Here is a 21,693-nt window from a genome sequence, read left to right on the forward strand (position 1 = left end):
TCAGAGGCTGCGGGCGGTGATGTCGCCGTAGGCGGTGGTCGCGTGGATGTTCAGACCGGCGGCGGCGCCGTCGGTGTTCTTGAGCGTGTTGTGGATCCGGCCGTAGCTGGTGCCGGCGTCCAGAGAGGCGGAGACCCCGCGGGCGGCGCCGACCGACAGTTCGCCGGCCTCGGTGCGCAGCACGACCGTGCCGCGCACGGCCTCGGCGATCCGGATGTCGCCCTTCTGGGTGCTGATCTCCGCGGGGCCGCCGAGGCGGCCGACTGAAACGTCGCCTGCGAGGAGGGTGAGACGGGCGCTCGCGACCTCGTCGAGCTTGACCGAGCCCTGCGCACCCTCGAAGGCGACGTCGCCGAGCCGCCCGACGCCGCGGAACTCGGCGCTGGCAGCCTTCGCCTCGACGCGGGAGCCGACGGGCAGCTGAATGGTCACCTCGATGGAGCCGGAGCTGCCGAGGATCCGGTTCTTCGCCGGTGAGGCCTCGATCCGCAGGACGCCGTCGCCGTACTCGACCGTGACCTGCTCCGCCGCCTTCACGTCGCGGCCCTTCGAGGCGTCCGCGGGCAGGACCTCGACCGTGGTGTCGCCCCGGTCGGCGGCGATGAACCGGACGAGCCCCGCGGGGATGTCGAGGACGGCGGCGATGGGAGCGGGTGTGGCGAACTTCTGCATGTTGCTTTCCTTCGCTTCGTTGTTTCTGATGCAGGAAAGCTACGTTGCGTTCGGAGATCTGGCAACACACTCGTTGCGTTAAATCGCTATCGATGCAGGTCAGAGCAGAGAAAGCGTTGCAATGATGCTGATTCTAATGCAACAGAGAATAGGGAATCGTTGCAATGAATGGGCAATGAACGCTATGCTGGAGGCGTCAGGGAAGCACGAAAGGGAGATCACGATGCCGGGAGGCAGGCTCACCCAGCAGGAGCGCCAGCAGATCGCGCTGGGGCTGGCCGACGGCCTTGCCTACGCGGAGATCGCCAGGGGTCTCGACCGCCCCACCTCAACGGTGACGCGTGAGGTGATGCGCAACGGCGGTCCCACCGCCTACCGCGCCGACCTGGCCCACCGCGCCACCGAACGCCGCGCCCACCGGCGCAGACAAGTCGCGCCCCGAGGGCCGGAGGCGCCCGCGCAGGCGCACGGGCGCGACGCCGAGGCCGTGCGCGAGTACGAGGAGACGTTCACCACCCTCCTCATGCAGTCGGGCCTGCCCAAGATGACATCCCGGGTGCTGGTGTCCCTCTACACCACCGACGCGGGCAGCCTCACCGCATCCGAACTCGTCCAGCGCCTCCAGGTCAGCCCGGCGTCCATCTCCAAAGCCGTCGCGCTCCTCGAGAGCCAGGGCCTCATCCGCCGGGAACGCGACGACCGCCGCCGCGAGCGCTACGTCGTCGACAACGACGTCTGGTACCAGGGGATGATGGCCAGCGCCCGGTCCCACGCCCAGCTCGCCGAGACCGCACGGCAGGGCGTCAGCGTCCTCGGCCCGGACAGCGAGGCCGCCGTCCGCCTCGAGAACATCGCCCGCTTCGTCGACTTCGTCGGCGAGAGCATCATCCGCGCCGCGGAGCAGGCCCGCGAGGTTCTCTACACGAGACCGGAAGCGACCTCCGCGACCTCGGACGGCACGGCCGCGCCGGGCCCGGATCGCGCATAGACAGCCGCCCTGGGCCCGGTCAGGTCTGGGCCATGTCCACGAAGCGCGAGTAGTGGCCCTGGAAGGCCACCGTGATCGTGGCCGTCGGACCGTTACGGTGCTTGGCCACGATCAGGTCCGCCTCGCCCGCGCGCGGGGACTCCTTCTCGTACGCGTCCTCGCGGTGCAGCAGGATGACCATGTCCGCGTCCTGCTCGATGGAGCCGGACTCACGCAGGTCGGAGACCATCGGCTTCTTGTCCGTACGCTGCTCGGGGCCACGGTTCAGCTGCGACAGCGCGATGACCGGGAGCTCCAGCTCCTTGGCGAGCAGCTTGAGGTTTCGGGACATGTCCGAGACCTCCTGCTGGCGGCTCTCGGCGCGCTTGGAGCCACCGGACTGCATCAGCTGCAGGTAGTCGATGACGACGAGCTTGAGGTCGTTGCGCTGCTTGAGCCGACGGCACTTGGCGCGGATCTCCATCATCGACAGGTTCGGGGAGTCGTCGATGTACAGCGGAGCCTGGGATACATCCGGCATCCGGCGCGCGAGGCGGGTCCAGTCCTCGTCGGTCATGGTGCCGGAGCGCATGTGGTGCAGCGCGACGCGGGCCTCGGCCGACAGGAGACGCATCGCGATCTCGTTGCGGCCCATTTCGAGGGAGAAGATCACGCTCGGCAGGTTGTGCTTGATGGAGCAGGCCCGGGCGAAGTCCAGCGCCAGCGTGGACTTACCCATGGCGGGACGGGCCGCGATGACGATCATCTGGCCCGGGTGGAGACCGTTGGTGAGCGAGTCGAAGTCGGTGAAGCCGGTCGGCACACCGGTCATCTCGCCGCTGCGGGAGCCGATCGCCTCGATCTCGTCGAGCGCGCCCTCCATGATGTCGCCGAGCGGCAGGTAGTCCTCACTGGTGCGCTGCTCGGTGACCGCGTAGATCTCGGCCTGGGCGGAGTTGACGATCTCGTCGACGTCGCCGTCCGCCGCGTATCCCATCTGCGTGATCTTGGTGCCCGCCTCGACGAGACGGCGGAGCACCGCCCGCTCGTGGACGATCTCCGCGTAGTACGAGGCGTTGGCCGCGGTCGGCACCGACTGCACCAGGGTGTGCAGATACGAGGCGCCGCCGACGCGGGTGATCTCGCCGCGCTTGACCAGCTCGGCCGCGACGGTGATCGGGTCGGCCGGCTCGCCCTTCGCGTACAGGTCGAGGATCGCCGTGTAGACGGTCTCGTGCGCCGGCCGGTAGAAGTCATGACCCTTGATGATCTCCACGACGTCCGCGATGGCGTCCTTGGAGAGCAACATGCCGCCGAGGACGGACTGCTCGGCGTCGATGTCCTGCGGGGGGACCCGCTCGAAGCCGGACGAACCGCCACCGTCCCAGGACTCGCTCTCGCTGCCCCGGTCGTGCTGGTCGTCGCGGCCGCGACCCCGTCCCTCGGCGCGGCGGGGGCGGGAGACGGGCAGACGGTCACCCGGACCGCTGTCGGCCCAGGGGTCGTCCAAGGGCTCGGGAATGCTCACCGGGCCACCTCCTCCCGTCCGCTCCGCGGACCTAGCCGTGCCACTCTTTCTACGGCACGACACTGACAAAACGAGAAGCCCGACTCCGGTTCCGGCGCGTCGGGCGCCGGTCCACGTTAGGCCCGTCGGCACCGTCAGCCAATCTGGTTATCCACAGGCCATGTGGACGACGGACCAGATGCTGTGGAGAACCCCGCAGAACCTGTGCACGGACCGGGGGACAGCACTGTGGACAAAGTCATAGGCACCCCGTCACCACCACCCTGACCTGCGGGTTTTCCGTCCACCGGCTGTGGGGGAGAAAAACTTTTCCGGCTGGCCCAAGATCACGACAAACGGCGCACAGCCGAGCGGCACTCCGACTCCAAGGTAAGGATCACTCATGCATTGCATCTCTTACCTGTGGAAGATTAGATTGAGTTCATGACCCAGGCCCCCGTGGCACCGAAGAACATCCGGCGCCGACACGACCGCGAGATCGTCTCCCTCGCCGTGCCCGCCTTCGGCGCACTCGTCGCCGAGCCGCTCTTCGTCATGGCCGACAGCGCGATCGTCGGCCATCTCGGTACCCCGCAACTGGCCGGTCTGGGCATCGCCGCAGCACTCCTCACCACCGCCGTGAGCGTCTTCGTCTTCCTCGCCTACGCCACCACGGCCGCCGTCGCACGCCGCGTCGGCGCCGGAGACCTGCAGGCCGCCATCCGCCAGGGCATGGACGGCGTCTGGCTCGCCCTGCTGCTCGGAGCGGCCGTCATCGCCGTCGTCCTGCCCGCGGCCCCCTGGTTCATCGACCTCTTCGGCGCCTCGGACACCGCCGCCCCGTACGCCGTCACCTATCTACGCATCTCCGCACTCGGCATCCCCGCCATGCTGATGGTCCTCGCGGCCACCGGCATCCTGCGCGGCCTCCAGGACACGAGGACGCCGCTCTATGTGGCGATCGGCGGCTTCACACTGAACGCGGCGCTGAACGTCGGACTCGTCTACGGAGCCGGCCTCGGCATCGCGGGCTCCGCCTGGGGCACCGTGATCGCCCAGCTCGCGATGGCGGCCGTCTACCTCTCGGTCGTCGTACGAGGAGCGCGGCGGCACGGCGCCTCGCTGCGCCCCGACGCGGCGGGCATCCGTGCCAGCGCACAGGCAGGGGTTCCGCTGCTGGTCCGTACGCTCTCGCTGCGGGCCGTCCTGATGATCGCCACCGCCGTGGCCGCCCGGCTCGGCGACGCTGACATCGCCGCCCACCAGATCATCCTTTCCCTGTGGAGCCTGCTGGCTTTCGCTCTCGACGCCATCGCCATCGCCGGTCAGGCCATCATCGGCCGCTATCTGGGAGCCGAGGACACCGAGGGCGCCCGCCAGGCATGCCGGCGCATGGTGGAGTGGGGCATCGCTGCCGGGGTGGTGCTCGGCCTGCTCGTGGCCCTCGCCCGGCCGCTGTTCATCCCGCTCTTCACGGGCGACCACACGGTCCAGGACACCCTGCTGCCCGCCCTCCTCGTGGTCGCCGTCTCCCAGCCGATCTCGGGCGTCGTCTTCATCCTCGACGGGGTGCTCATGGGTGCGGGTGACGGCCCCTATCTGGCCTGGGCGATGCTGCTGACCCTCGCCTGCTTCGCCCCGGTGGCGCTCCTCGTCCCAGTGCTCGGCGGCGGGCTCACGACGCTGTGGTGGGCGATGACCCTGATGATGACCGTCCGGATGCTGACGCTGTGGCTCCGCGCCCGCTCGGGCCGCTGGCTGGTGACGGGCGCGACGCGCTGACGCCTTGCTGCCGCATGCCGCGCTGAGGGCCGGTTGACGCACTGAGGACGGTCAAGAACCTCCGAGGAGCCCGTGCGTGCGATGTTTCACGTGAAACACGGCGCTCGAAGCGACGGCGTTTCACGTGAAACATCGCGCGCGCCGCCCATGGCAAAGGGCCGCACCCCAGAGGGTGCGGCCCTTCTTATGCTCTGCTGAGCGCTGCGCTTAGGCGGCGACGACCTCGACGCCAACCTTCGCGGCAACCTCGGCGTGCAGACGCACGGACACCTGGTGCGCGCCCAGGGTCTTGATCGGCGAGCCGAGCTCGACGCGACGCTTGTCCACGTCCGGGCCACCGGCAGCCTTGATCGCCGCAGCGACGTCGGCCTGGGTGACGGAGCCGAAGAGACGGCCGGCGTCGCCGGAGCGAACAGCCAGACGCACCTTCACGCCCTCGAGGCGGGCCTTGATCTCGTTGGCCTGCTCGATGGTGGCGATCTCGTGGATCTTGCGAGCGCGACGGATCTGCTCGACGTCCTTCTCGCCGCCCTTGGTCCAGCGGATCGCGAAACCACGCGGGACCAGGTAGTTGCGAGCGTAGCCGTCCTTGACGTCGACGACGTCGCCAGCGGCACCGAGGCCAGAGACCTCGTGGGTGAGGATGATCTTCATTTTTCGGTCACCCTTCCCTTATCGCGCGGTGGACGTGTAGGGCAGCAGCGCCATCTCACGGCTGTTCTTGACGGCCGTGGCGACGTCACGCTGGTGCTGCGTGCAGTTGCCGGTCACGCGGCGGGCACGGATCTTGCCGCGGTCGGAAATGAACTTCCGCAGCATGTTCGTGTCCTTGTAGTCCACGTAAGCGGTCTTGTCCTTGCAGAAAGCGCAGACCTTCTTCTTAGGCTTGCGCACAGGCGGCTTCGCCATGGTGTTTCTCCTGTGTGATCAAGAAGTGGGGGTACGGGCTGCCCTAGAAGGGCGGCTCGTCCGAGTAGCCGCCGCCGGAGCTGCCGGAGCTTCCGCCCCAGCCGCCACCGCCGCCACCCTGCTGCTGGCCGCCGCCGGCCGGCGCGCTGGAGGCCCAGGGGTCGTCGGCGGGAGCGCCGCCGCCCTGCGGGCCACCGCTGGGAGCTCCGCCCCAGTTGCCGCCGCCCTGCTGCTGACCGCCGCCGCCGTAGCCACCCTGGCCGCCTCGACCGGTGGTCTTGGTGACCTTGGCCGTGGCGCTCTTGAGGCTGGGGCCGACTTCCTCGACGTCCAGCTCGTAGACCGTGCGCTTGACGCCCTCGCGGTCCTCATAGGACCGCTGCTTCAGCCGGCCCTGCACGACGACGCGCATGCCTCGCTGAAGCGACTCGGCGACGTTCTCCGCCGCCTGACGCCAGACCGAGCAGGTCAGGAACAGGCTCTCGCCGTCCTTCCACTCATTGGTCTGACGGTCGAAGGTGCGGGGAGTCGACGCGACACGGAACTTCGCGACGGCCGCACCGGACGGGGTGAAGCGCAGCTCGGGGTCGTCGACGAGATTGCCGACGACCGTGATGACGGTCTCGCCTGCCATGGGTGAACCTCTCGGCGGGGATTGCTGCTGGCTGCTGTGTTGCTACTCGGAACCCGATGACTTCTGAGCCGAAGCTCAGTGGGTCTCGGGGCGGAGGACCTTGGTCCGGAGGACCGACTCGTTCAGGTTCATCTGACGGTCGAGCTCCTTGACGACCGCAGGCTCGGCCTGGAGGTCGATGACCGTGTAGATGCCCTCGGGCTTCTTCTTGATCTCGTAGGAGAGACGACGACGGCCCCAGGTGTCGACCTTCTCGACCTTTCCGTTGCCCTCACGGACGACGGAGAGGAAGTTCTCGATCAGGGGAGAGACAGCGCGCTCCTCCAGATCGGGGTCGAGGATGACCATCACCTCGTAGTGACGCATGTGGAACCCACCTCCTTTGGACTCAGCGGCCACGGTCGTTCCGTGGCAGGAGGGTCGTGATGCGTAAGCAACGGTATCCGCCGCCACTGACAATCCCGCTCCGAAAGAGGGGGACCGCGTCCTGGCCAGGGCAGACACCGGTGCAGACCGTACAGAGTACCTGCACACCCGCTTCCGGTTGAAATCCGGCGACCAAGGGGCAGAATCTGTACACATCGGGTGTGCGTGGCGCTACCCTTCGCCGCGTTCCGCTTCCGCCAGGAGGTGCCCCATGGCACAGGCAATGCGATCGAACTCGTCCGTCGTCTCCCTCTTCGCCACCGACGGCAAGCCCCATCCCCTTCAGGACGCCTTCATGGCGGTGACCGTGGCCCTGGGGGCGCTGGCCTTCATCACCGCGTTCTTCCACAACCTGCACCTGGTCAGCTCGTGGGCCGGCCTCGTGGGGATCCTCACCGGTGCGTACGGACAGTTCATCTCGGAGACCACCCGCGAGCGGTTCCTGCTGATCCTTGGGCTCGGCGCCTCCGCGGTGGGCTTCTTCCTGGGCATGGCGCACGGCGGTCTCTTCGGCGGTGTGGTCGGCGGCTGAGAGCACCCCACACCGACGCAGGGTGCGTACAGCCATCCGGGGCGCTCCCCGGGAGCAGTAGGCTTCGGCGCGAGAGCCGGAGCCCCTGTACCCATGGGGACACACCTGCCGAGGAGCGCCCCGCATGAGCCTGACCCTGAGGACCATCAGCCGAGAGCAGCATCTGGCGTACATCCAGAGCCTGCCCGCGGCGAGCCACTGCCAGGTCCCGGCGTGGGCTGATGTGAAGACCGAGTGGCGCTCGGAGAACCTCGGGTGGTTCGACAAGAACGGCCAGATGGTCGGCGCCGGTCTGGTGCTCTACCGCCAGCTGCCGAAGATCAAGCGCTATCTCGCGTACCTCCCCGAGGGCCCGGTCATCAACTGGTACGCCCCGAACCTCGACGAGTGGCTCCAGCCGATGCTGGCGCACCTCAAGCACCAGGGCGCCTTCTCGGTGAAGATGGGCCCGCCGGTCGTCATCCGGCGCTGGGACTCCGCCGCCATCAAGTCCGGCATCCAGGACCCGGACGTCAAGCGTCTGCGGGACGTCGAGGCCACCCACATCGAGCCGCGCGCCTTCGAAGTCGCCGACCGGCTGCGCAAGATGGGCTGGCAGCAGGGCGAGGACGGCGGCGCGGGCTTCGGCGATGTGCAGCCGCGCTACGTCTTCCAGGTGCCGCTCGCCAACCGCTCGCTCGACGATGTCCTCAAGGGCTTCAACCAGCTGTGGCGCCGCAACATCAAGAAGGCCGAGAAGGCCGGTGTCGAGGTCGTCCAGGGCGGCTACCAGGACCTGGCCGAGTGGCAGCGGCTGTACGAGATCACCGCTGTCCGTGACCACTTCCGGCCGCGCCCGCTCTCGTACTTCCAGCGCATGTGGACGGTCCTCAACAACGAGGACCCCAACCGGATGCGGCTCTACTTCGCCCGGCACAACGGCGTGAACCTGTCGGCGGCCACGATGCTCGTCGTCGGGGGGCACGTCTGGTACTCCTACGGCGCCTCCGACAACATCGGCCGTGAGGTCCGGCCCTCGAACGCGATGCAGTGGCGGATGCTGCGCGATGCGTACGCCATCGGCGCGACCGTCTACGACCTGCGCGGCATCTCCGACTCGCTCGACGAGACCGACCACCTCTTCGGTCTCATCCAGTTCAAGGTGGGCACCGGCGGCGAGGCCGTCGAGTACGTCGGCGAGTGGGACTTCCCGCTCAACAAGCTGCTGCACAAGGCTCTCGACATCTACATGTCGAGGCGCTGATGGTTGCGTAACCTCGTCTCTCGTACCTCTGATACACCGCAGCCACCAGAAAGGTTCCGGATCCGGCCATGGCGCTCTCCCTGTACGTCGACACCGCGCGCTGGCGGGCGCACCAGAAGTCCGTGGTCGACCAGTTCCCGGGCATCGTCCCGGTCTGCAAGGGCAACGGCTACGGCTTCGGCCACGAGCGGCTGGCCGAGGAGGTGAACCGCTTCGGCTCGGACATCCTGGCGGTCGGCACCACCTACGAGGCGGCCCGCATCAAGGACTGGTTCGGCGGGGACCTGCTGGTGCTCACGCCGTTCCGCCGGAGCGAGGAGCCGGTGCCGCTGCCGGACCGCGTCATCCGCTCCGTCTCGTCCGTTGACGGGGTGCACGCCCTGGTCGGCGCGCGGGTGGTCATCGAGTGCATGAGTTCGATGAAGCGGCACGGCATCAAGGAGGAGGAGCTCGGCCTGCTCCACGCCGCCATCGAGGACGTACGCCTGGAGGGCTTCGCCCTGCACCTCCCGCTCGACCGCACCGACGGCTCGGACGCGGTCGAGGAGGTCATCGGCTGGATGGACCGGCTGCGCGCGGCCCGGCTGCCGCTGCACACCATGTTCGTCAGCCATCTGCGGGCCGAGGAGCAGGCGCGGCTGCAGCAGCAGTTCCCGCAGACCCGCTTCCGCGCCCGCATCGGCACGCGGCTGTGGCTCGGCGACCACGACGCGACCGAGTACCGGGGCGCCGTCCTGGACGTCACCCGGGTCGCGAAGGGGGACCGCTTCGGCTACCGCCAGCAGAAGGCCGCATCCGACGGCTGGCTGGTCGTGGTCGCCGGCGGCACCTCTCACGGCGTCGGCCTGGAGGCTCCCAAGGCGCTGCACGGGGTGATGCCGCGCGCCAAGGGCGTCGCGCGGGCCGGTCTCGCGACCGTCAACCGCAATCTTTCGCCGTTCGTCTGGGACGGCAAGCAGCGCTGGTTCGCCGAGCCGCCGCACATGCAGGTGTCGATCCTCTTCGTCCCGTCGGACTCCCAGGAGCCGCGCGTGGGTGACGAGCTGGTGGCTCATCTGCGGCACACCACGACGCAGTTCGACCGCTTGGTCGACCGCTAGGCGACAGCGTCACTGTCCGGACATGACGAAGGGCCCCCGCCACCCGCGGGGGCCCTTTCGCGTCACTTCCCTGCCGTGCAGGGGTCTAGGGCCTGTCTCTCTGATGCGGTGACAACCGATACGGTGCGCAAACTTTAGTTTACATTGACGGCTTCGGTAACTACAGTTGTCGCATGACGGCCTCTGAGATCACCCCAGAAGAGCAGGCAGAGCTCGACAAGGCCCTGTACGACGCCTTGAGCCCCCTGGCCTTGGCCATCCGCTCCCGGGAGACCGGGTTGTCCGCTGACCGTATGTGGGATGCGAGCCCCGTCGAAGTGGCGCTGTCCGTCCTGGCCGCGTGGAAGGTGATGGATGGCGAGGTCAAGCGGCTCACGGAGCGGGCGGCAGTGACCGCCGGCTCCTACGGCGCGAGTTATGAGCAGTTGGGAGCTGTCTGGGGTATCACTCGCCAGGGCGCCCGCAAGAAATGGCCCGATGCCGTCAGCCGCCCGGCACCCGCGACAGCGGGCGCGCTTGCGCTGTTCGGAGGGACTGCCGAGCTGGTGCAGTCGCCTTCAGGTGGTTGGGGCTGGACTGGGCGAGGCGCTGATGGAGCATCCGGCACGGTCGCCGAGCGGGCGCCGTACGCGACCGCAGAAGAGGCAGCAGCCCACGCGGGCGCATTCCTCAAAGAACACGCCCTCGACTCCGACGACCAGTCCTAGAGCTTCTCCTGTGGGTCATCTGCGGGCCCAGATGAGGATGGCCGCGAGGTGGAGTGCGGCCTGGTAGGCAATCGCGAGCTTGTCCGTTCGCATGGCCAGCCCGCGCCACTGTTTGAGCCGGTTGATGCACCGCTCGACCGCGTTGCGCTGCTTGTACGCCTCGGCGTCGAAGGCGGGTGGGCGGCCTCCGGTACGGCCGCGCCTCAGACGGTGGCCGACCTGGTCGGAGGGCTGGGGGATGACAGCACGGATCCCGCGTCGGCGGAGGTGATTCCGGATCGCGCGGGATGAGTACGCGCGGTCCGCCGGGACGGCATCGGGTCGAGTCCTCGGTCTTCCGGGCCCGCTTCGCGGAACACGGATGCCCGCCATGACGGTCTCGAATGCCGGTGCGTCGCCCGCCTGGCCCGCGGTGACATGCAGGGCCAGGGGTCGTGCATGGCCGTCGCTGGCGAGGTGGACCTTCGTGCTCAGGCCGCCGCGGGAACGTCCGAGCGCATGGTCGTCGGGTTCTGCCCGGCCTGGAGCCCCTTTTTCCTGGCTCCGACAGAATGCTGGTGATCCCGGCAAACGGTGGAGTCCACCGACACGGTCCAGCCGATGTCGTCAGCATCCTCGGCCACTGCCAGGACCGCGGCAAGGATGCGTTCCCAGGTGCCGTCCACAGCCCACCTGATCAGCCGTTTGTGGGCGGTCTGGAACGAGCCGAGCTCGTCCGGCAGATCCCGCCAGGGCGAGCAGGTGCGGTACTTCCACGCGATGGCCTCCAGGGTTCGGCGGTGATCGGCCCATCGCCGACCGCGGACCGGATCGGCCGGCATCAGCGGCTCGATCCGGTCCCACATCGCATCAGTGATCACTAACCGGACGGGCACATCCGATCAACTGACCAACCGATCAAAGAGACACGCTCTAGGTGCCCGGCTGCCGCGTGCCCCACTCCACTCGGGGACCTTCCACGAAGGGAGCCGCGTGCCGGGGCGGATGCGCCGCCTGCCCCAGGACGAACACGTCCCTGGCCCCGTCGAGAACACCACCGGACGGGTCGTCCGAGCCGTCGCGCCGGAGCACGTCCCGCTCGGGCATCATGATGTCCCGCACGATCACCGCGCACAGGTAGAGCGTCGACAGCAGGTGGGCGGCGATGGCCAGTTGGTAGCCCTCCGGCGGCAGTCCCTGGTGATTCTCGCCGCTCATCGTGTACGCGAGGTACATCCAGATCCCGAAGAAGTAGACGACTTCCCCGGCCTGCCAGATCAAGAAGTCCCGCCAGCGCGGCCTGGCCAGCGCGGCGAGCGGGATCAGCCACAGCACGTACTGCGGCGAGTAGACCTTGTTGGTCAGAATGAAGGCGGCGACCACCAGGAAGGCAAGCTGCGCGAAGCGCGGCCGGCGCGGCGCGGTGAGCGTCAGCGCCGCGATACCCGCGCACAGCAGCACCATCAGCAGCGTCGCCACGTTGTTCACCATCTCGACGTCCAGGGACTTGCCGGTGCGCTGCGAGATGATCAGCCAGAACGAGCCGAAGTCGACCGACCGCTCCTGGCTGAACGTATAGAACTTCTTCCAGCCCTCGGGTGCGAGCAGCATCACCGGCACGTTCACCGCCAACCAGGCGCCCGCCGCGCCGAAGACGGCCACCGCGTACTCCCGCCACTTGCCGGCCCGCCAGCACAGGAACAGCAGTGGCCCGAGGAGCAGGACGGGATAGAGCTTGGCGGCCGTCGCGAGCCCGATGAGGATGCCGAAGGCCAGTGGGCGGCTACGGGACCACATCAGCATGGCGGCGGCCGTCAGCGCGATGGCGAAGAGGTCCCAGTTGATCGTCGCGGTGAGCGCGAAGGCGGGCGCCAGGGCGACCAGCAGGGCGTCCCAGGGGCGGCGGCGGTGTGTCCGCGCGACACAGACGGCGATGACGGCCGTGCAGACCATCAGCATCCCCGCGTTGACCATCCAGTACATCTGCTCGCGGTGCTGCATGCCGCCGCCGCTGGGCGTCAGCCAGGAGGCCACCTCCATGAAGAGTCCCGTCAGGACGGGATATTCGAGGTAGTCCATGTCGCCGCTCAGCCGGTCGAAGTACGGCACGAGATCGTCGGCGAAGCCCCGGCCCACGTACAGGTGGGGGATGTCGGAGTAGCAGGCGTGGGTGTACTGGGAGTTCACGCCCCGGAACCAGGCCCATTCGTAGCAGGGAGCCTTCTGTGCCATCCCGAGGGCGAACATGCCGATCGCGATAAGGGCGATCACCCGGACAGGGGCGAGCCAGTGGCCTGCCCCCGTCGCCCAGCGGCCCATAGGGCCGCCCAGCAGCTCGCTACCGGCCGCGGCGACCTCGTCCTGCTCCGTGGGCCGTACGACGGGTTCGGCGGGCTCCCCGCGCCGGTCCTCGTACGCGCGGGCACTGGTCTCGCTCGTCATGCCGCACATCCTGCCGTACACCTCTGTGGAAATGCCGAGGGGCGATGTTTCACGTGAAACACATCGCTGGTTTCACGTGAAACACCGCCCCTGACATTCAGCCGCGTGCGCCGGGCCCGCTAGCCGTTCGGGCCCCCGAAGATATTTCCCTGGGGGCCGCTGCCCGGTTTGGACTTACTGGGTGACGGACTGCCGCTGGGGCCGCTGATGTCCCCGGCGGTGGTGCCCTGGTCGGCGCCCGCGTCCGTGCCTCCGGGGCCACCGGAGCCGCCGCCGGGACCACCGCAGTTCCAGTCCCACTTGCCACAGGTCTTGCTGGGCTTCGGGGACGGCGACGGCGTGAGTGACGGGGTCGGCGAGGGGCTCCCGGAAGGCGAGGGCGAATCCGAGGGCGTCGGGGAGGGGGTCGGGCTGGGCGACATGCCGCCACCGAACACCTTGTCGCCGATCGGCTCCGGCGTCGGGAAGTCGACGGCCGGGATGCCGTTCAGCGCCTGGTCCATGTAGTCGTGCCAGATGGTCGACGGGAACGACGCGCCGTGGATCTTCTCCTGGCCGCCGGTCCCGAACATCTTCAGGAACTCACGCTTCTTGTTCGTCTCGTTGTCGTCGAGACGGTACATGCTCACGGCGGTCGACAGCTGCGGCGTGTAGCCGACGAACCAGGCGGAACGGTTGCCGTCGGTGGTACCGGTCTTGCCCGCCACATCACGGCCGCTGAGCTTGGCGTTGGTGCCGGTGCCCTTCTCCACGACGTTCTTCAGGACGTCCGTCACGTTGTCCGCGACCGCGGCCGAGAAGGCGCGGGTCGCCTTGTCATCGTGCTGGTAGACGACCCGGCCGCGCTTGTTGACCTTCTCGACCGAGTACGGGTCGTGGTGCATCCCGCTGGTGGCGAAGGTGGCGTACGCGCCGGCCATGCGGATCGCGCTGGGGGAGGAGGTGCCGATGGAGAACGACGGCACGCTCGACGAGGCCAGACTGTCCTTGCGCAGCCCCGCGGCGAGGGCGATGTCCTTCACCTTGTCCGTGCCGACGTCCATGCCGAGCTGGACGTAGGGCGTGTTCGCCGACTCCTGCATCGCGTACCGCAGGTCGATGGCGTAGCTGGGCGGGTTGTAGGACTCGTTGCCGTCGTTGGTCTGGAGCCACTGGCCGCCCTTCTGGTCGGTCCACACGCTCCCGTCGTACTTCTTGATCTTCAGCTTGTTCATGCCGCTGTAGATGCTCTTCGGGGAGACCGGGGTCCGCTCCTCCTGAGGCTGGTCGGCGGGGAGCTTCGGGTTGCGCTTTCCGTACTCCATGGCGGCGGCCAGCACGAACGGCTTGAAGGTCGAGCCGACCTGCGCACCGGTCTGGTCGGCGTTGTTGGTGAAGTGCTTGGTCGCGTCCTCGCCACCGTAGAGCGCCTTGATGGCACCGCTCTTGGTATCCACCGAGGCTGCGCCGAACTGGACGAACGTGTCGTACTTCGGGCGCTTCTTCGGGTCGATGTTCTTCTTGCGGACCTTCTTCACCACGTCTTCGAGCGCCTGGACCTTCTTCTTGTCGAAGGTCGTGTGGATCTCGTAGCCGCCCTTGTCCAGGTCACCGGCGGTGATGCCCTGGTTGTTGTTGTTCACGAAGTACGCCTTCGACAGACTGACCAGATAGCCGATCTGCCCGCTGAGCTGCGCGTTCTTCTTGGGCTTGTCCGGCATCGGGAAGGTCTTGTACTTGGCGCGCTCCGCCGCGGGCAGGTGCCCGTCCTTCACTTCCTCGTCCAGGATCCAGGCCCACCGGTTCATGGCGTTCTTGGTGTTCTGCTGCGGCGTGGCCGCCGGGTCAATCTCCGTGGCGCCGGCCGGGTCGAAGTAGGTGGCGCCCTTGAGCAGCGAGGCGAGGAAGGCGCACTGGCTGGGATCGAGGTCCTTGGCGTCCTTGCTGTAGTACGTGCGGGCCGCGGCCTGCAGACCGTAGGCGCCGCGCCCGTAGTAGGCGGTGTTCAGATAGCCCGCCATGATCTCGCTCTTCTTCTTGGTCGCGCCGACCTTGATGGAGATGAAGAGCTCTTTGAACTTACGGGTCAGTGTCTGCGACTGGTCGTCGAGCCGGGCGTTCTTCACGTACTGCTGGGTGATCGTGGAGCCACCCTGTGTGTGGCCGCCCTTGGCCATGTTCACCAGGGCGCGCGCGATGCCCTGGGGGTCGACGCCGGAGTCGGTCTCGAAGGTCTTGTTCTCCGCCGAGATCACCGCGTACCGCATGGCCGCGGGGATCTTCTCGTACGCGATGATCTGGCGGTTGACCTCACCGCCGGTCGCGACCATCTGGGAGCCGTCGGCCCAGTAGTAGACGTTGTTCTCGGCCTGGGCCGCCTGGGCCACGTTCGGAACGCTCACCATCCAGTAGGCGATGCCGATCGCGATCACCAGCGTGCTGAGGAAGCCCAGGCAGAGCCCGCTGACGAGCTTCCAGGACGGCATCCAGCGCCGCCACCCGCGCTTGTTGAAGCGCGGGTAGTCGATGAAACGCTTCTTGCCGGGCCGCCGGTCGCCCGGGCCCGTCCCGCCGCGGCGCCCGCCCGGACCCGCCGGGCCGCCGCCGGGTTCGGCCCCTCGTCTGCGTCCGCCCCGCTGGGCCGCTCGCCGCGCCTCGGCGCGCCCACCGGCCGACCGTGACTCTCCGTAAGAGCCGGAAGGCGAATCCGTGACGGAGTCCCGGGCGGGGGCCGCGCGGCGGCCGGACGGCTGCTGGGCAGCCCGTCGGGCCGCGGCCCGGCCCCCACCCTGCGACTCCGACGGTTTGCGACGGTGCTCGCTCATCGAACGACTACTCCTCGGGCAGGCGAGAGCGCCTGAAAGCGACTGGTGAGTTCCGGTCCCCCCGACAGACGGACCAGCCCTGCGACGAGCTCGTCCGCCGTGCGCCCGGTATGCCGATGGCGCGGTACGCGCCGACGCCCCCTGACGTCACTCGGCTCCCGGTGGTCTGCATGCCGCACAGACTACGCACGGTCAAAACCAGCCAGGGGGCGAAGTTCACCCCAAATCAGGCAAGTTGCATCCCATGAATTGCCGATGTGACGCCGTTCACGATGGTCCCTCTTGTCGCAGAGGCGACACCGTTCTATCGTCAGGATGTATCGAGTCGATACATCAGCACGGCATAAAGGTCCGCAGCAGCAGAGGAGGCGAAGGTTGAGCAGACGCTCCGGCATCCTCGAATTCGCCGTACTCGGCCTGCTTCGCGAGGCCCCGATGCACGGGTACGAGCTGCGCAAGCGGCTCAACACCTCACTGGGGATCTTCCGGGCCTTCAGTTACGGGACCCTTTACCCCTGCCTCAAGACGCTGGTCGCGAGCGGCTGGTTGATCGAGGAACCGGGCAGCGCTCCCGAGGACGCTCTCGCTGCTTCACTCGCAGGGCGCCGGGCCAAGATCGTCTACCGGTTGACGGCCGAAGGGAAGGAGCATTTCGAAGAACTGCTCTCCCACACCGGGCCCGATACCTGGGAGGACGAGCACTTCGCGGCACGTTTCGCCTTTTTCGGGCAGACGGAGCGCGAGGTGCGGATGCGCGTGCTGGAAGGTCGTCGCAGCCGGCTGGAGGAGCGCCTCGAGAAGATGCGCGCCTCCCTGGCCCGTACGCGCGAGCGCCTGGACGACTACACCCTTGAGCTGCAGCGTCACGGCATGGAGTCCGTGGAGCGCGAAGTGCGCTGGCTGAACGAGCTCATCGAGAGCGAGCGGGCGGGGCGGGATCAGCGATCCGGCCCAGCCACCGGCTCCGCTCAGCAGGACCACACATCAGGAGAGACGGGCGGCCTGCCCCGGCATCGGGACAGCACCCGGCCGGATCCGTCCGAGGACACCGCCAACTGAAGGCCCTGCGTCCGCAGGACTTCGTCGAGAACACACAGGGAGCAACCGGAATGGGTTCGGTTCGCGTAGCCATCGTCGGCGTAGGAAACTGCGCCGCCTCGCTGGTGCAGGGCGTCGAGTACTACAAGGACGCCGACCCGGCCGGCAAGGTGCCGGGTCTGATGCACGTCCAGTTCGGCGACTACCACGTCAAGGACGTGGAGTTCGTGGCCGCGTTCGACGTGGACGCCAAGAAGGTCGGCCTCGACCTCGCGGACGCCATCGGTGCGAGCGAGAACAACACCATCAAGATCTGCGACGTCCCGAACAAGGGCGTCACGGTCCAGCGTGGTCACACCCACGACGGTCTCGGCAAGTACTACCGCCAGACCATCGAGGAGTCCGCCGAGGCGCCGGTCGACGTCGTCCAGGTCCTCAAGGACAAGCAGGTCGACGTTCTGGTCTGCTACCTCCCCGTGGGTTCCGAGGTCGCCGCGAAGTTCTACGCGCAGTGCGCCATCGACGCCAAGGTCGCGTTCGTCAACGCCCTCCCGGTCTTCATCGCCGGCACCAAGGAGTGGGCGGACAAGTTCACCGAGGCCGGTGTGCCGATCGTCGGTGACGACATCAAGTCGCAGGTCGGCGCCACCATCACGCACCGCGTGATGGCAAAGCTCTTCGAGGACCGCGGTGTCCGCCTGGAGCGCACCATGCAGCTGAACGTCGGCGGCAACATGGACTTCAAGAACATGCTCGAGCGTGAGCGTCTGGAGTCCAAGAAGATCTCGAAGACGCAGGCCGTCACCTCGCAGATCCGTGACCGCGAGCTGGGCGACAACAACGTCCACATCGGCCCCTCGGACTACGTGGCCTGGCTGGACGACCGCAAGTGGGCGTACGTGCGCCTCGAGGGCCGTGCCTTCGGTGACGTCCCGCTGAACCTCGAGTACAAGCTCGAGGTGTGGGACTCCCCGAACTCCGCGGGTGTCATCATCGACGCCGTGCGCGCCGCGAAGATCGCCAAGGACCGCGGTATCGGCGGCCCGATCCTCTCCGCGTCCTCGTACTTCATGAAGTCCCCGCCGGTGCAGTACTTCGACGACGAGGCCTTCGAGAACGTCGAGAAGTTCATCAAGGGCGAGGTCGAGCGCTAAGTCTCGGCTTCCGTCCGACTGTTGAGGGTCCCTGTGCCGTGCCGGCGCGGGGGCCCTCTTCGTATGTGACGCTTGCACCCATGTCCGTCGTGCGTGATCTGCGCGTACTCCTGCGCCTGAGGAATTTCCGGCAGCTGCTGGCCGTACGACTGCTCTCCCAGGCGGCGGACGGCGTCTACCAGGTCGCGCTCGCCACCCACGTCGTCTTCTCCCCCGAGAAGCAGACCTCGCCCACGGCGATCGCCTCGGCCATGGCCGTTCTGCTGCTGCCCTACTCAGTCGTCGGCCCTTTCGCGGGTGTTTTCCTGGACCGCTGGCAGCGGCGCCAGGTCTTTCTGTACGGCAATCTGCTGCGGGCCCTGCTGGCCGGCTGCACGGCGCTGCTGCTGCTCGCCGCCGCGCCCGACGCGCTCTTCTACACGTCCGCGCTCTGCGTCACGGCAGTCAACCGCTTCGTCCTGGCGGGGCTCTCGGCCGCGCTGCCCCGGGTCGTGGACAAGGAGCGGCTCGTGATGGCCAACTCCCTGTCGCCGACCGCCGGAACACTCGCCGCGACCGCGGGCGGCGGGCTGGCCTTCGGGGTACGTCTAGTGCTCCCGGCGGACGCCGCCACCGTGCTGCTCGGCTCGCTCCTCTATCTGTGCGCGGCCCTGTGGTCGCTGCGCCTGCCGCCCGGTCTGCTGGGGCCCGACCCCGACGCGGTCCGGCCCGGTATCCGCGCCGCGATCGGCGCGACGGTACGCGGACTCGCGGGCGGGCTGCGCCACTTGCGGGAGCGACGGACGGCCGCGCACGTGCTGATCGCGATGACCCTGCTGCGCTTCTGCTACGGGGCGCTGACCGTGCTGGTGCTGATGCTCTGCCGGTACGCCTGGGCCGACGGCACCTCCGACGGGCTGGCGCTGCTGGGGCTGGCGGTGGGCATCTCGGGGGCGGGGTTCTTCGCGGCCGCCGTGGTGACGCCGGGGGCGGTCGCGCGACTGGGGCCCTATCGATGGATGGCGGTGTGCGCGGGGACGGCGGCGGTCCTGGAGCCCGCCCTGGGGCTGCCGTTCACGCCCGTGCCCGTGCTCGTCGCGGCCTTCGTCCTGGGACTGGTCACCCAGGGCGCGAAGATCTCCACGGACACCGTGGTGCAGTCCTCGGTGGACGACTCCTACCGCGGCCGGATCTTCTCGCTGTACGACGTGCTCTTCAACGTCGCCTTCGTCGGCGCCGCCGCAGTTGCCGCGCTGATGCTGCCGCCTGACGGGAAGTCGGCACCTCTGGTTGTCACGGTCTCTGTGATCTACGCGGCAGTAGCGGTGTTTATGACCCGCTTTCAGCGCGGCTGAGTGTCACATCAGGGCCACAGAGTCCCCACCGATAGCAGGGATGTCAGCCGGGCCCGCTACCTTACGGGCGTCATACATCACCTGTTTTTCCCAAGGGGGAACCCCCAAGTGTCCACTCCGCCGCCCCAGGGCCAGAACCCGTACGCGCCGCAGCCCAACGCTCCCCACGGACAGCCGCAGGGCGCAGCCCCGTACGGGCAGCCGCAGGGAGGCGCGCCGTACGGCCAGCCGGGTCAGCCGGGAGTCCCGCCGCAGCAGTCGCCCTACTTCAACCAGGGCGGCCCGATACCCCACGCGCCGGCGCCCGCCCCGCCGCGCCGCAACATCAAGAAGATCGTCCGGATCGTCGTCGCGGTGAGCGTCGTCATCGCCGCAGCCGTGGGCTGGTACTCCAGCCGCCATGACGCCGACACCGCCAAGGTCGGCGACTGCATGAGCATCGGCAACCCCGACTCCACGACCAACCCGGAGCTGAAGGTCGTCGACTGCGGCGACTCCAAGGCCAAGTACAAGGTCGTCGAGAAGAAGAACGACGACATCATTGGCTGCGACCGCACCAAGTACTCGGAGTACACCGAGAAGCGCGGCAGCAAGCGGTTCACCCTCTGCCTGGAGGACTACAAGAAGTAGTCGCGGCAGAGACCGAGGGGCGGTGTTTCACGTGAAACACCGCCCCTCGGCACATCGACGGGTCGCTGTGTTTCACGTGAAACCACGACGCATGTTTCACACCACGCCGCATGTTTCACGTGAAACGTCCTCTCGGCCGCCCTCAGTCCTCCATGGCCGTCCTCAGCCCTGCTCGGCCCACCACTCCTTGAGCGCCGCGACGGCCGCGTCGTGCTCCATCGGCCCGTTCTCCAGGCGCAGCTCCAGCAGGTGCTTGTACGCCTGACCGATCGCCGGGCCGGGCCCGATCCCGAGGATCTCCTGGATCTGGTTGCCGTTCAGGTCCGGGCGGATCGAGTCGAGCTCCTCCTGCTCCTGGAGCTGCGCGATCCGCTCCTCCAGCCCGTCATAGGCCCGCGACAGCGCGCCCGCCTTGCGCTTGTTGCGCGTGGTGCAGTCCGAGCGGGTCAGCTTGTGCAGCCGGTCCAGGAGCGGCCCGCCGTCGCGTACGTACCGGCGCACCGCCGAGTCGGTCCACTCGCCGGTTCCATAGCCGTGGAAGCGCAGATGCAGCTCCACCAGGCGCGAGACGTCCTTGACCATGTCGTTGGAGTACTTCAGCGCCGTCATGCGCTTCTTGGTCATCTTCGCGCCCACCACCTCGTGGTGGTGGAAGGAGACCCGCCCGTCCTGCTCGAACCGGCGCGTCCTCGGCTTGCCGATGTCATGCAGCAGCGCGGCGAGGCGCAGCACCAGGTCGGGCCCGTCCTTCTCCAGGGCGATGGCCTGGTCGAGCACCGTGAGCGAGTGCTCGTAGACGTCCTTGTGCCGGTGGTGCTCGTCGCTCTCCAGCCGCAGTGCGGGAAGCTCGGGCAGCACGTGATCCGCGAGCCCGGTCTCCACGAGCAGCCGCAGCCCCTTGCGCGGGTGTGCGGAGACCAGCAGCTTGTTCAGCTCGTCCCGCACGCGCTCGGCGGAGACGATCTCGATCCGCTCGGCCATCGACGTCATCGCGGCGACGACCTCGGGGGCCACCTCGAAGTCGAGCTGCGCCGCGAAGCGGGCGGCCCGCATCATGCGCAGCGGGTCGTCGGAGAAGGACTCCTCCGGGGTGCCGGGGGTACGCAGGACGCGCTCCGACAGGTCCTCCAGACCACCGTGCGGGTCGATGAACTCCTTCTCGGGGAGTGCCACGGCCATCGCGTTGACGGTGAAATCGCGGCGGACCAGGTCCTCCTCGATGGAGTCGCCGTAGGACACCTCGGGCTTGCGCGAGGTCCGGTCGTACGCCTCGGAGCGGTACGTCGTCACCTCGATCTGGTAGCCGTCCTTCTGGCAGCCGACGGTGCCGAACGCGATCCCGACCTCCCAGACCGCGTCCGCCCACGGGCGCACGATCTTCAGCACGGCCTCGGGGCGGGCGTCGGTGGTGAAGTCCAGGTCGTTCCCGAGCCGGCCAAGGAGCGCGTCCCGTACCGAGCCGCCGACCAGGGCAAGCGAGAACCCGGCCTCCTGGAAGCGGCGGGCGAGGTCGTCGGCGACCGGTGACACCCGCAGCAGTTCGCTGACCGCGCGGCGCTGCACCTGGCTCAGGGCGCTGGGATTGTCTTCGTTGGCGTTCGGCACAACAGAAAAGGGTACGTGCCCGGGCCGACCGGGGCGTCACCGTTTCCGTCGGCCCCGGCTCACCCGTCCTCGCGGGCTCTCCACGGCCCCGGGAAGCCGCCTCACCTGGCTCCCTGGCACACTCTTCCGATCATGTGGAGCAGTCCACGGCACTTCGCCACAGTCCACCTCGTTACCATGCGTGGACGCAGGAATCGACAACCACCGACACAGCTGACGACGACGAGG

General features: G+C 68.2%; 20 protein-coding genes. 10 read left to right on the forward strand and 10 right to left on the reverse strand.

Going from position 1 to position 21,693, the window contains the following annotated elements; genetic code table 11:
• Positions 1 to 672 (reverse strand): DUF4097 family beta strand repeat-containing protein, encoded by a 672-nt coding sequence (locus tag AB0G17_RS05315; protein WP_361375779.1) that lies wholly within the window; start codon positions 670 to 672, stop codon positions 1 to 3.
• 223 nt (positions 673 to 895) lie between these two features.
• Here AB0G17_RS05315 and AB0G17_RS05320 point away from each other — a divergent pair, with 223 nt between their 5' ends.
• Positions 896 to 1,660 carry a helix-turn-helix domain-containing protein gene (locus AB0G17_RS05320; RefSeq protein ID WP_361375782.1) on the forward strand — a complete coding sequence of 255 codons (765 nt, stop codon included), beginning with the start codon at positions 896 to 898 and terminating at the stop codon, positions 1,658 to 1,660.
• Between the two features lie 19 nt (positions 1,661 to 1,679).
• On the opposite strand, the gene dnaB is transcribed toward AB0G17_RS05320, so the two are convergent.
• Positions 1,680 to 3,149: a replicative DNA helicase gene (gene dnaB / locus AB0G17_RS05325; RefSeq protein WP_067162191.1), complete on the reverse strand. Its 1,470-nt coding sequence runs from the start codon at positions 3,147 to 3,149 to the stop codon at positions 1,680 to 1,682.
• Between the two features lie 441 nt (positions 3,150 to 3,590).
• Here dnaB and AB0G17_RS05330 point away from each other — a divergent pair, with 441 nt between their 5' ends.
• Positions 3,591 to 4,928 (forward strand): MATE family efflux transporter, encoded by a 1,338-nt coding sequence (locus tag AB0G17_RS05330; protein WP_361375785.1) that lies wholly within the window; start codon positions 3,591 to 3,593, stop codon positions 4,926 to 4,928.
• A gap of 207 nt (positions 4,929 to 5,135) precedes the next feature.
• Here AB0G17_RS05330 and rplI read toward each other — a convergent pair whose 3' ends face one another.
• From rplI to rpsF, 4 genes are all read right to left on the reverse strand, one after another.
• Positions 5,136 to 5,582 carry a 50S ribosomal protein L9 gene (gene rplI / locus AB0G17_RS05335; RefSeq protein WP_067162187.1) on the reverse strand — a complete coding sequence of 149 codons (447 nt, stop codon included), beginning with the start codon at positions 5,580 to 5,582 and terminating at the stop codon, positions 5,136 to 5,138.
• An 18-nt stretch (positions 5,583 to 5,600) separates the two neighbouring features.
• Positions 5,601 to 5,837: a 30S ribosomal protein S18 gene (gene rpsR, locus AB0G17_RS05340; RefSeq protein WP_005315025.1), complete on the reverse strand. Its 237-nt coding sequence runs from the start codon at positions 5,835 to 5,837 to the stop codon at positions 5,601 to 5,603.
• 43 nt (positions 5,838 to 5,880) lie between these two features.
• On the reverse strand, positions 5,881 to 6,471 hold the full coding sequence (locus AB0G17_RS05345) for a single-stranded DNA-binding protein (RefSeq protein ID WP_361375788.1): 591 nt from the start codon (positions 6,469 to 6,471) through the stop codon (positions 5,881 to 5,883).
• A 75-nt stretch (positions 6,472 to 6,546) separates the two neighbouring features.
• Positions 6,547 to 6,837 (reverse strand): 30S ribosomal protein S6, encoded by a 291-nt coding sequence (rpsF, locus tag AB0G17_RS05350; RefSeq protein ID WP_067162183.1) that lies wholly within the window; start codon positions 6,835 to 6,837, stop codon positions 6,547 to 6,549.
• A gap of 271 nt (positions 6,838 to 7,108) precedes the next feature.
• Here rpsF and AB0G17_RS05355 point away from each other — a divergent pair, with 271 nt between their 5' ends.
• From AB0G17_RS05355 to AB0G17_RS05370, 4 genes are all read left to right on the forward strand, one after another.
• Positions 7,109 to 7,429: a hypothetical protein gene (locus tag AB0G17_RS05355; RefSeq protein ID WP_361375793.1), complete on the forward strand. Its 321-nt coding sequence runs from the start codon at positions 7,109 to 7,111 to the stop codon at positions 7,427 to 7,429.
• 124 nt (positions 7,430 to 7,553) lie between these two features.
• On the forward strand, positions 7,554 to 8,672 hold the full coding sequence (locus AB0G17_RS05360; RefSeq protein ID WP_361375796.1) for a peptidoglycan bridge formation glycyltransferase FemA/FemB family protein: 1,119 nt from the start codon (positions 7,554 to 7,556) through the stop codon (positions 8,670 to 8,672).
• A gap of 68 nt (positions 8,673 to 8,740) precedes the next feature.
• Positions 8,741 to 9,772, forward strand: a complete 1,032-nt coding sequence (locus tag AB0G17_RS05365; RefSeq protein WP_361375799.1) for an alanine racemase — start codon at positions 8,741 to 8,743, stop codon at positions 9,770 to 9,772.
• A 173-nt stretch (positions 9,773 to 9,945) separates the two neighbouring features.
• On the forward strand, positions 9,946 to 10,479 hold the full coding sequence (locus tag AB0G17_RS05370; RefSeq protein WP_361375802.1) for a hypothetical protein: 534 nt from the start codon (positions 9,946 to 9,948) through the stop codon (positions 10,477 to 10,479).
• Positions 10,480 to 10,494: 15 nt separating this feature from the next.
• On the opposite strand, the gene AB0G17_RS05375 is transcribed toward AB0G17_RS05370, so the two are convergent.
• From AB0G17_RS05375 to AB0G17_RS05385, 3 genes are all read right to left on the reverse strand, one after another.
• Positions 10,495 to 11,354, reverse strand: a protein-coding gene (locus AB0G17_RS05375; protein WP_361375805.1) for an IS5 family transposase whose coding sequence is annotated in 2 segments (ribosomal slippage) — positions 10,495 to 11,012 and positions 11,012 to 11,354 — 861 coding nt in all. Because the reading frame shifts where the segments join, the coding sequence is not laid out codon by codon here.
• Between the two features lie 37 nt (positions 11,355 to 11,391).
• Positions 11,392 to 12,900, reverse strand: a complete 1,509-nt coding sequence (locus AB0G17_RS05380; protein WP_361375808.1) for a glycosyltransferase 87 family protein — start codon at positions 12,898 to 12,900, stop codon at positions 11,392 to 11,394.
• A 119-nt stretch (positions 12,901 to 13,019) separates the two neighbouring features.
• Entirely contained in the window at positions 13,020 to 15,704 is a 2,685-nt protein-coding gene (locus AB0G17_RS05385; protein WP_361375811.1) for a transglycosylase domain-containing protein, read from the reverse strand.
• Between the two features lie 375 nt (positions 15,705 to 16,079).
• On the opposite strand from AB0G17_RS05385, the gene AB0G17_RS05390 reads away from it, so the two are divergent.
• From AB0G17_RS05390 to AB0G17_RS05405, 4 genes are all read left to right on the forward strand, one after another.
• On the forward strand, positions 16,080 to 16,763 hold the full coding sequence (locus tag AB0G17_RS05390; protein WP_188276669.1) for a PadR family transcriptional regulator: 684 nt from the start codon (positions 16,080 to 16,082) through the stop codon (positions 16,761 to 16,763).
• Between the two features lie 50 nt (positions 16,764 to 16,813).
• Positions 16,814 to 17,896 (forward strand): inositol-3-phosphate synthase, encoded by a 1,083-nt coding sequence (locus tag AB0G17_RS05395; RefSeq protein WP_361375815.1) that lies wholly within the window; start codon positions 16,814 to 16,816, stop codon positions 17,894 to 17,896.
• Positions 17,897 to 17,976: 80 nt separating this feature from the next.
• Positions 17,977 to 19,230: an MFS transporter gene (locus AB0G17_RS05400; protein WP_361375818.1), complete on the forward strand. Its 1,254-nt coding sequence runs from the start codon at positions 17,977 to 17,979 to the stop codon at positions 19,228 to 19,230.
• 108 nt (positions 19,231 to 19,338) lie between these two features.
• A complete protein-coding gene (locus tag AB0G17_RS05405) occupies positions 19,339 to 19,860 on the forward strand; it encodes a hypothetical protein (RefSeq protein ID WP_361375821.1) in 522 nt (173 codons plus the stop codon).
• A gap of 162 nt (positions 19,861 to 20,022) precedes the next feature.
• Here AB0G17_RS05405 and AB0G17_RS05410 read toward each other — a convergent pair whose 3' ends face one another.
• Entirely contained in the window at positions 20,023 to 21,465 is a 1,443-nt protein-coding gene (locus AB0G17_RS05410; RefSeq protein ID WP_361375824.1) for a CCA tRNA nucleotidyltransferase, read from the reverse strand.
• Positions 21,466 to 21,693: the final 228 nt, after the last annotated feature.

Origin of the sequence: Streptomyces sp. NPDC023838 (assembly GCF_040639555.1) — a bacterium.
GTDB lineage: Bacteria > Actinomycetota > Actinomycetes > Streptomycetales > Streptomycetaceae > Streptomyces.

Excerpts from the sequence above, each read along its gene's own strand:
- AB0G17_RS05315 (WP_361375779.1), bottom strand. The coding sequence starts at position 672 with ATGCAGAAGTTCGCCACACCCGCTCCCATCGCCGCCGTCCTCGACATC.
- AB0G17_RS05320 (WP_361375782.1), top strand. The coding sequence starts at position 896 with ATGCCGGGAGGCAGGCTCACCCAGCAGGAGCGCCAGCAGATCGCGCTG.
- AB0G17_RS05330 (WP_361375785.1), top strand. The coding sequence starts at position 3,591 with ATGACCCAGGCCCCCGTGGCACCGAAGAACATCCGGCGCCGACACGAC.
- rplI (WP_067162187.1), bottom strand. The coding sequence starts at position 5,582 with ATGAAGATCATCCTCACCCACGAGGTCTCTGGCCTCGGTGCCGCTGGC.
- rpsR (WP_005315025.1), bottom strand. The coding sequence starts at position 5,837 with ATGGCGAAGCCGCCTGTGCGCAAGCCTAAGAAGAAGGTCTGCGCTTTC.
- AB0G17_RS05345 (WP_361375788.1), bottom strand. The coding sequence starts at position 6,471 with ATGGCAGGCGAGACCGTCATCACGGTCGTCGGCAATCTCGTCGACGAC.
- rpsF (WP_067162183.1), bottom strand. The coding sequence starts at position 6,837 with ATGCGTCACTACGAGGTGATGGTCATCCTCGACCCCGATCTGGAGGAG.
- AB0G17_RS05355 (WP_361375793.1), top strand. The coding sequence starts at position 7,109 with ATGGCACAGGCAATGCGATCGAACTCGTCCGTCGTCTCCCTCTTCGCC.
- AB0G17_RS05360 (WP_361375796.1), top strand. The coding sequence starts at position 7,554 with ATGAGCCTGACCCTGAGGACCATCAGCCGAGAGCAGCATCTGGCGTAC.
- AB0G17_RS05365 (WP_361375799.1), top strand. The coding sequence starts at position 8,741 with ATGGCGCTCTCCCTGTACGTCGACACCGCGCGCTGGCGGGCGCACCAG.
- AB0G17_RS05370 (WP_361375802.1), top strand. The coding sequence starts at position 9,946 with ATGACGGCCTCTGAGATCACCCCAGAAGAGCAGGCAGAGCTCGACAAG.
- AB0G17_RS05380 (WP_361375808.1), bottom strand. The coding sequence starts at position 12,900 with ATGACGAGCGAGACCAGTGCCCGCGCGTACGAGGACCGGCGCGGGGAG.
- AB0G17_RS05385 (WP_361375811.1), bottom strand. The coding sequence starts at position 15,704 with ATGAGCGAGCACCGTCGCAAACCGTCGGAGTCGCAGGGTGGGGGCCGG.
- AB0G17_RS05395 (WP_361375815.1), top strand. The coding sequence starts at position 16,814 with ATGGGTTCGGTTCGCGTAGCCATCGTCGGCGTAGGAAACTGCGCCGCC.
- AB0G17_RS05400 (WP_361375818.1), top strand. The coding sequence starts at position 17,977 with ATGTCCGTCGTGCGTGATCTGCGCGTACTCCTGCGCCTGAGGAATTTC.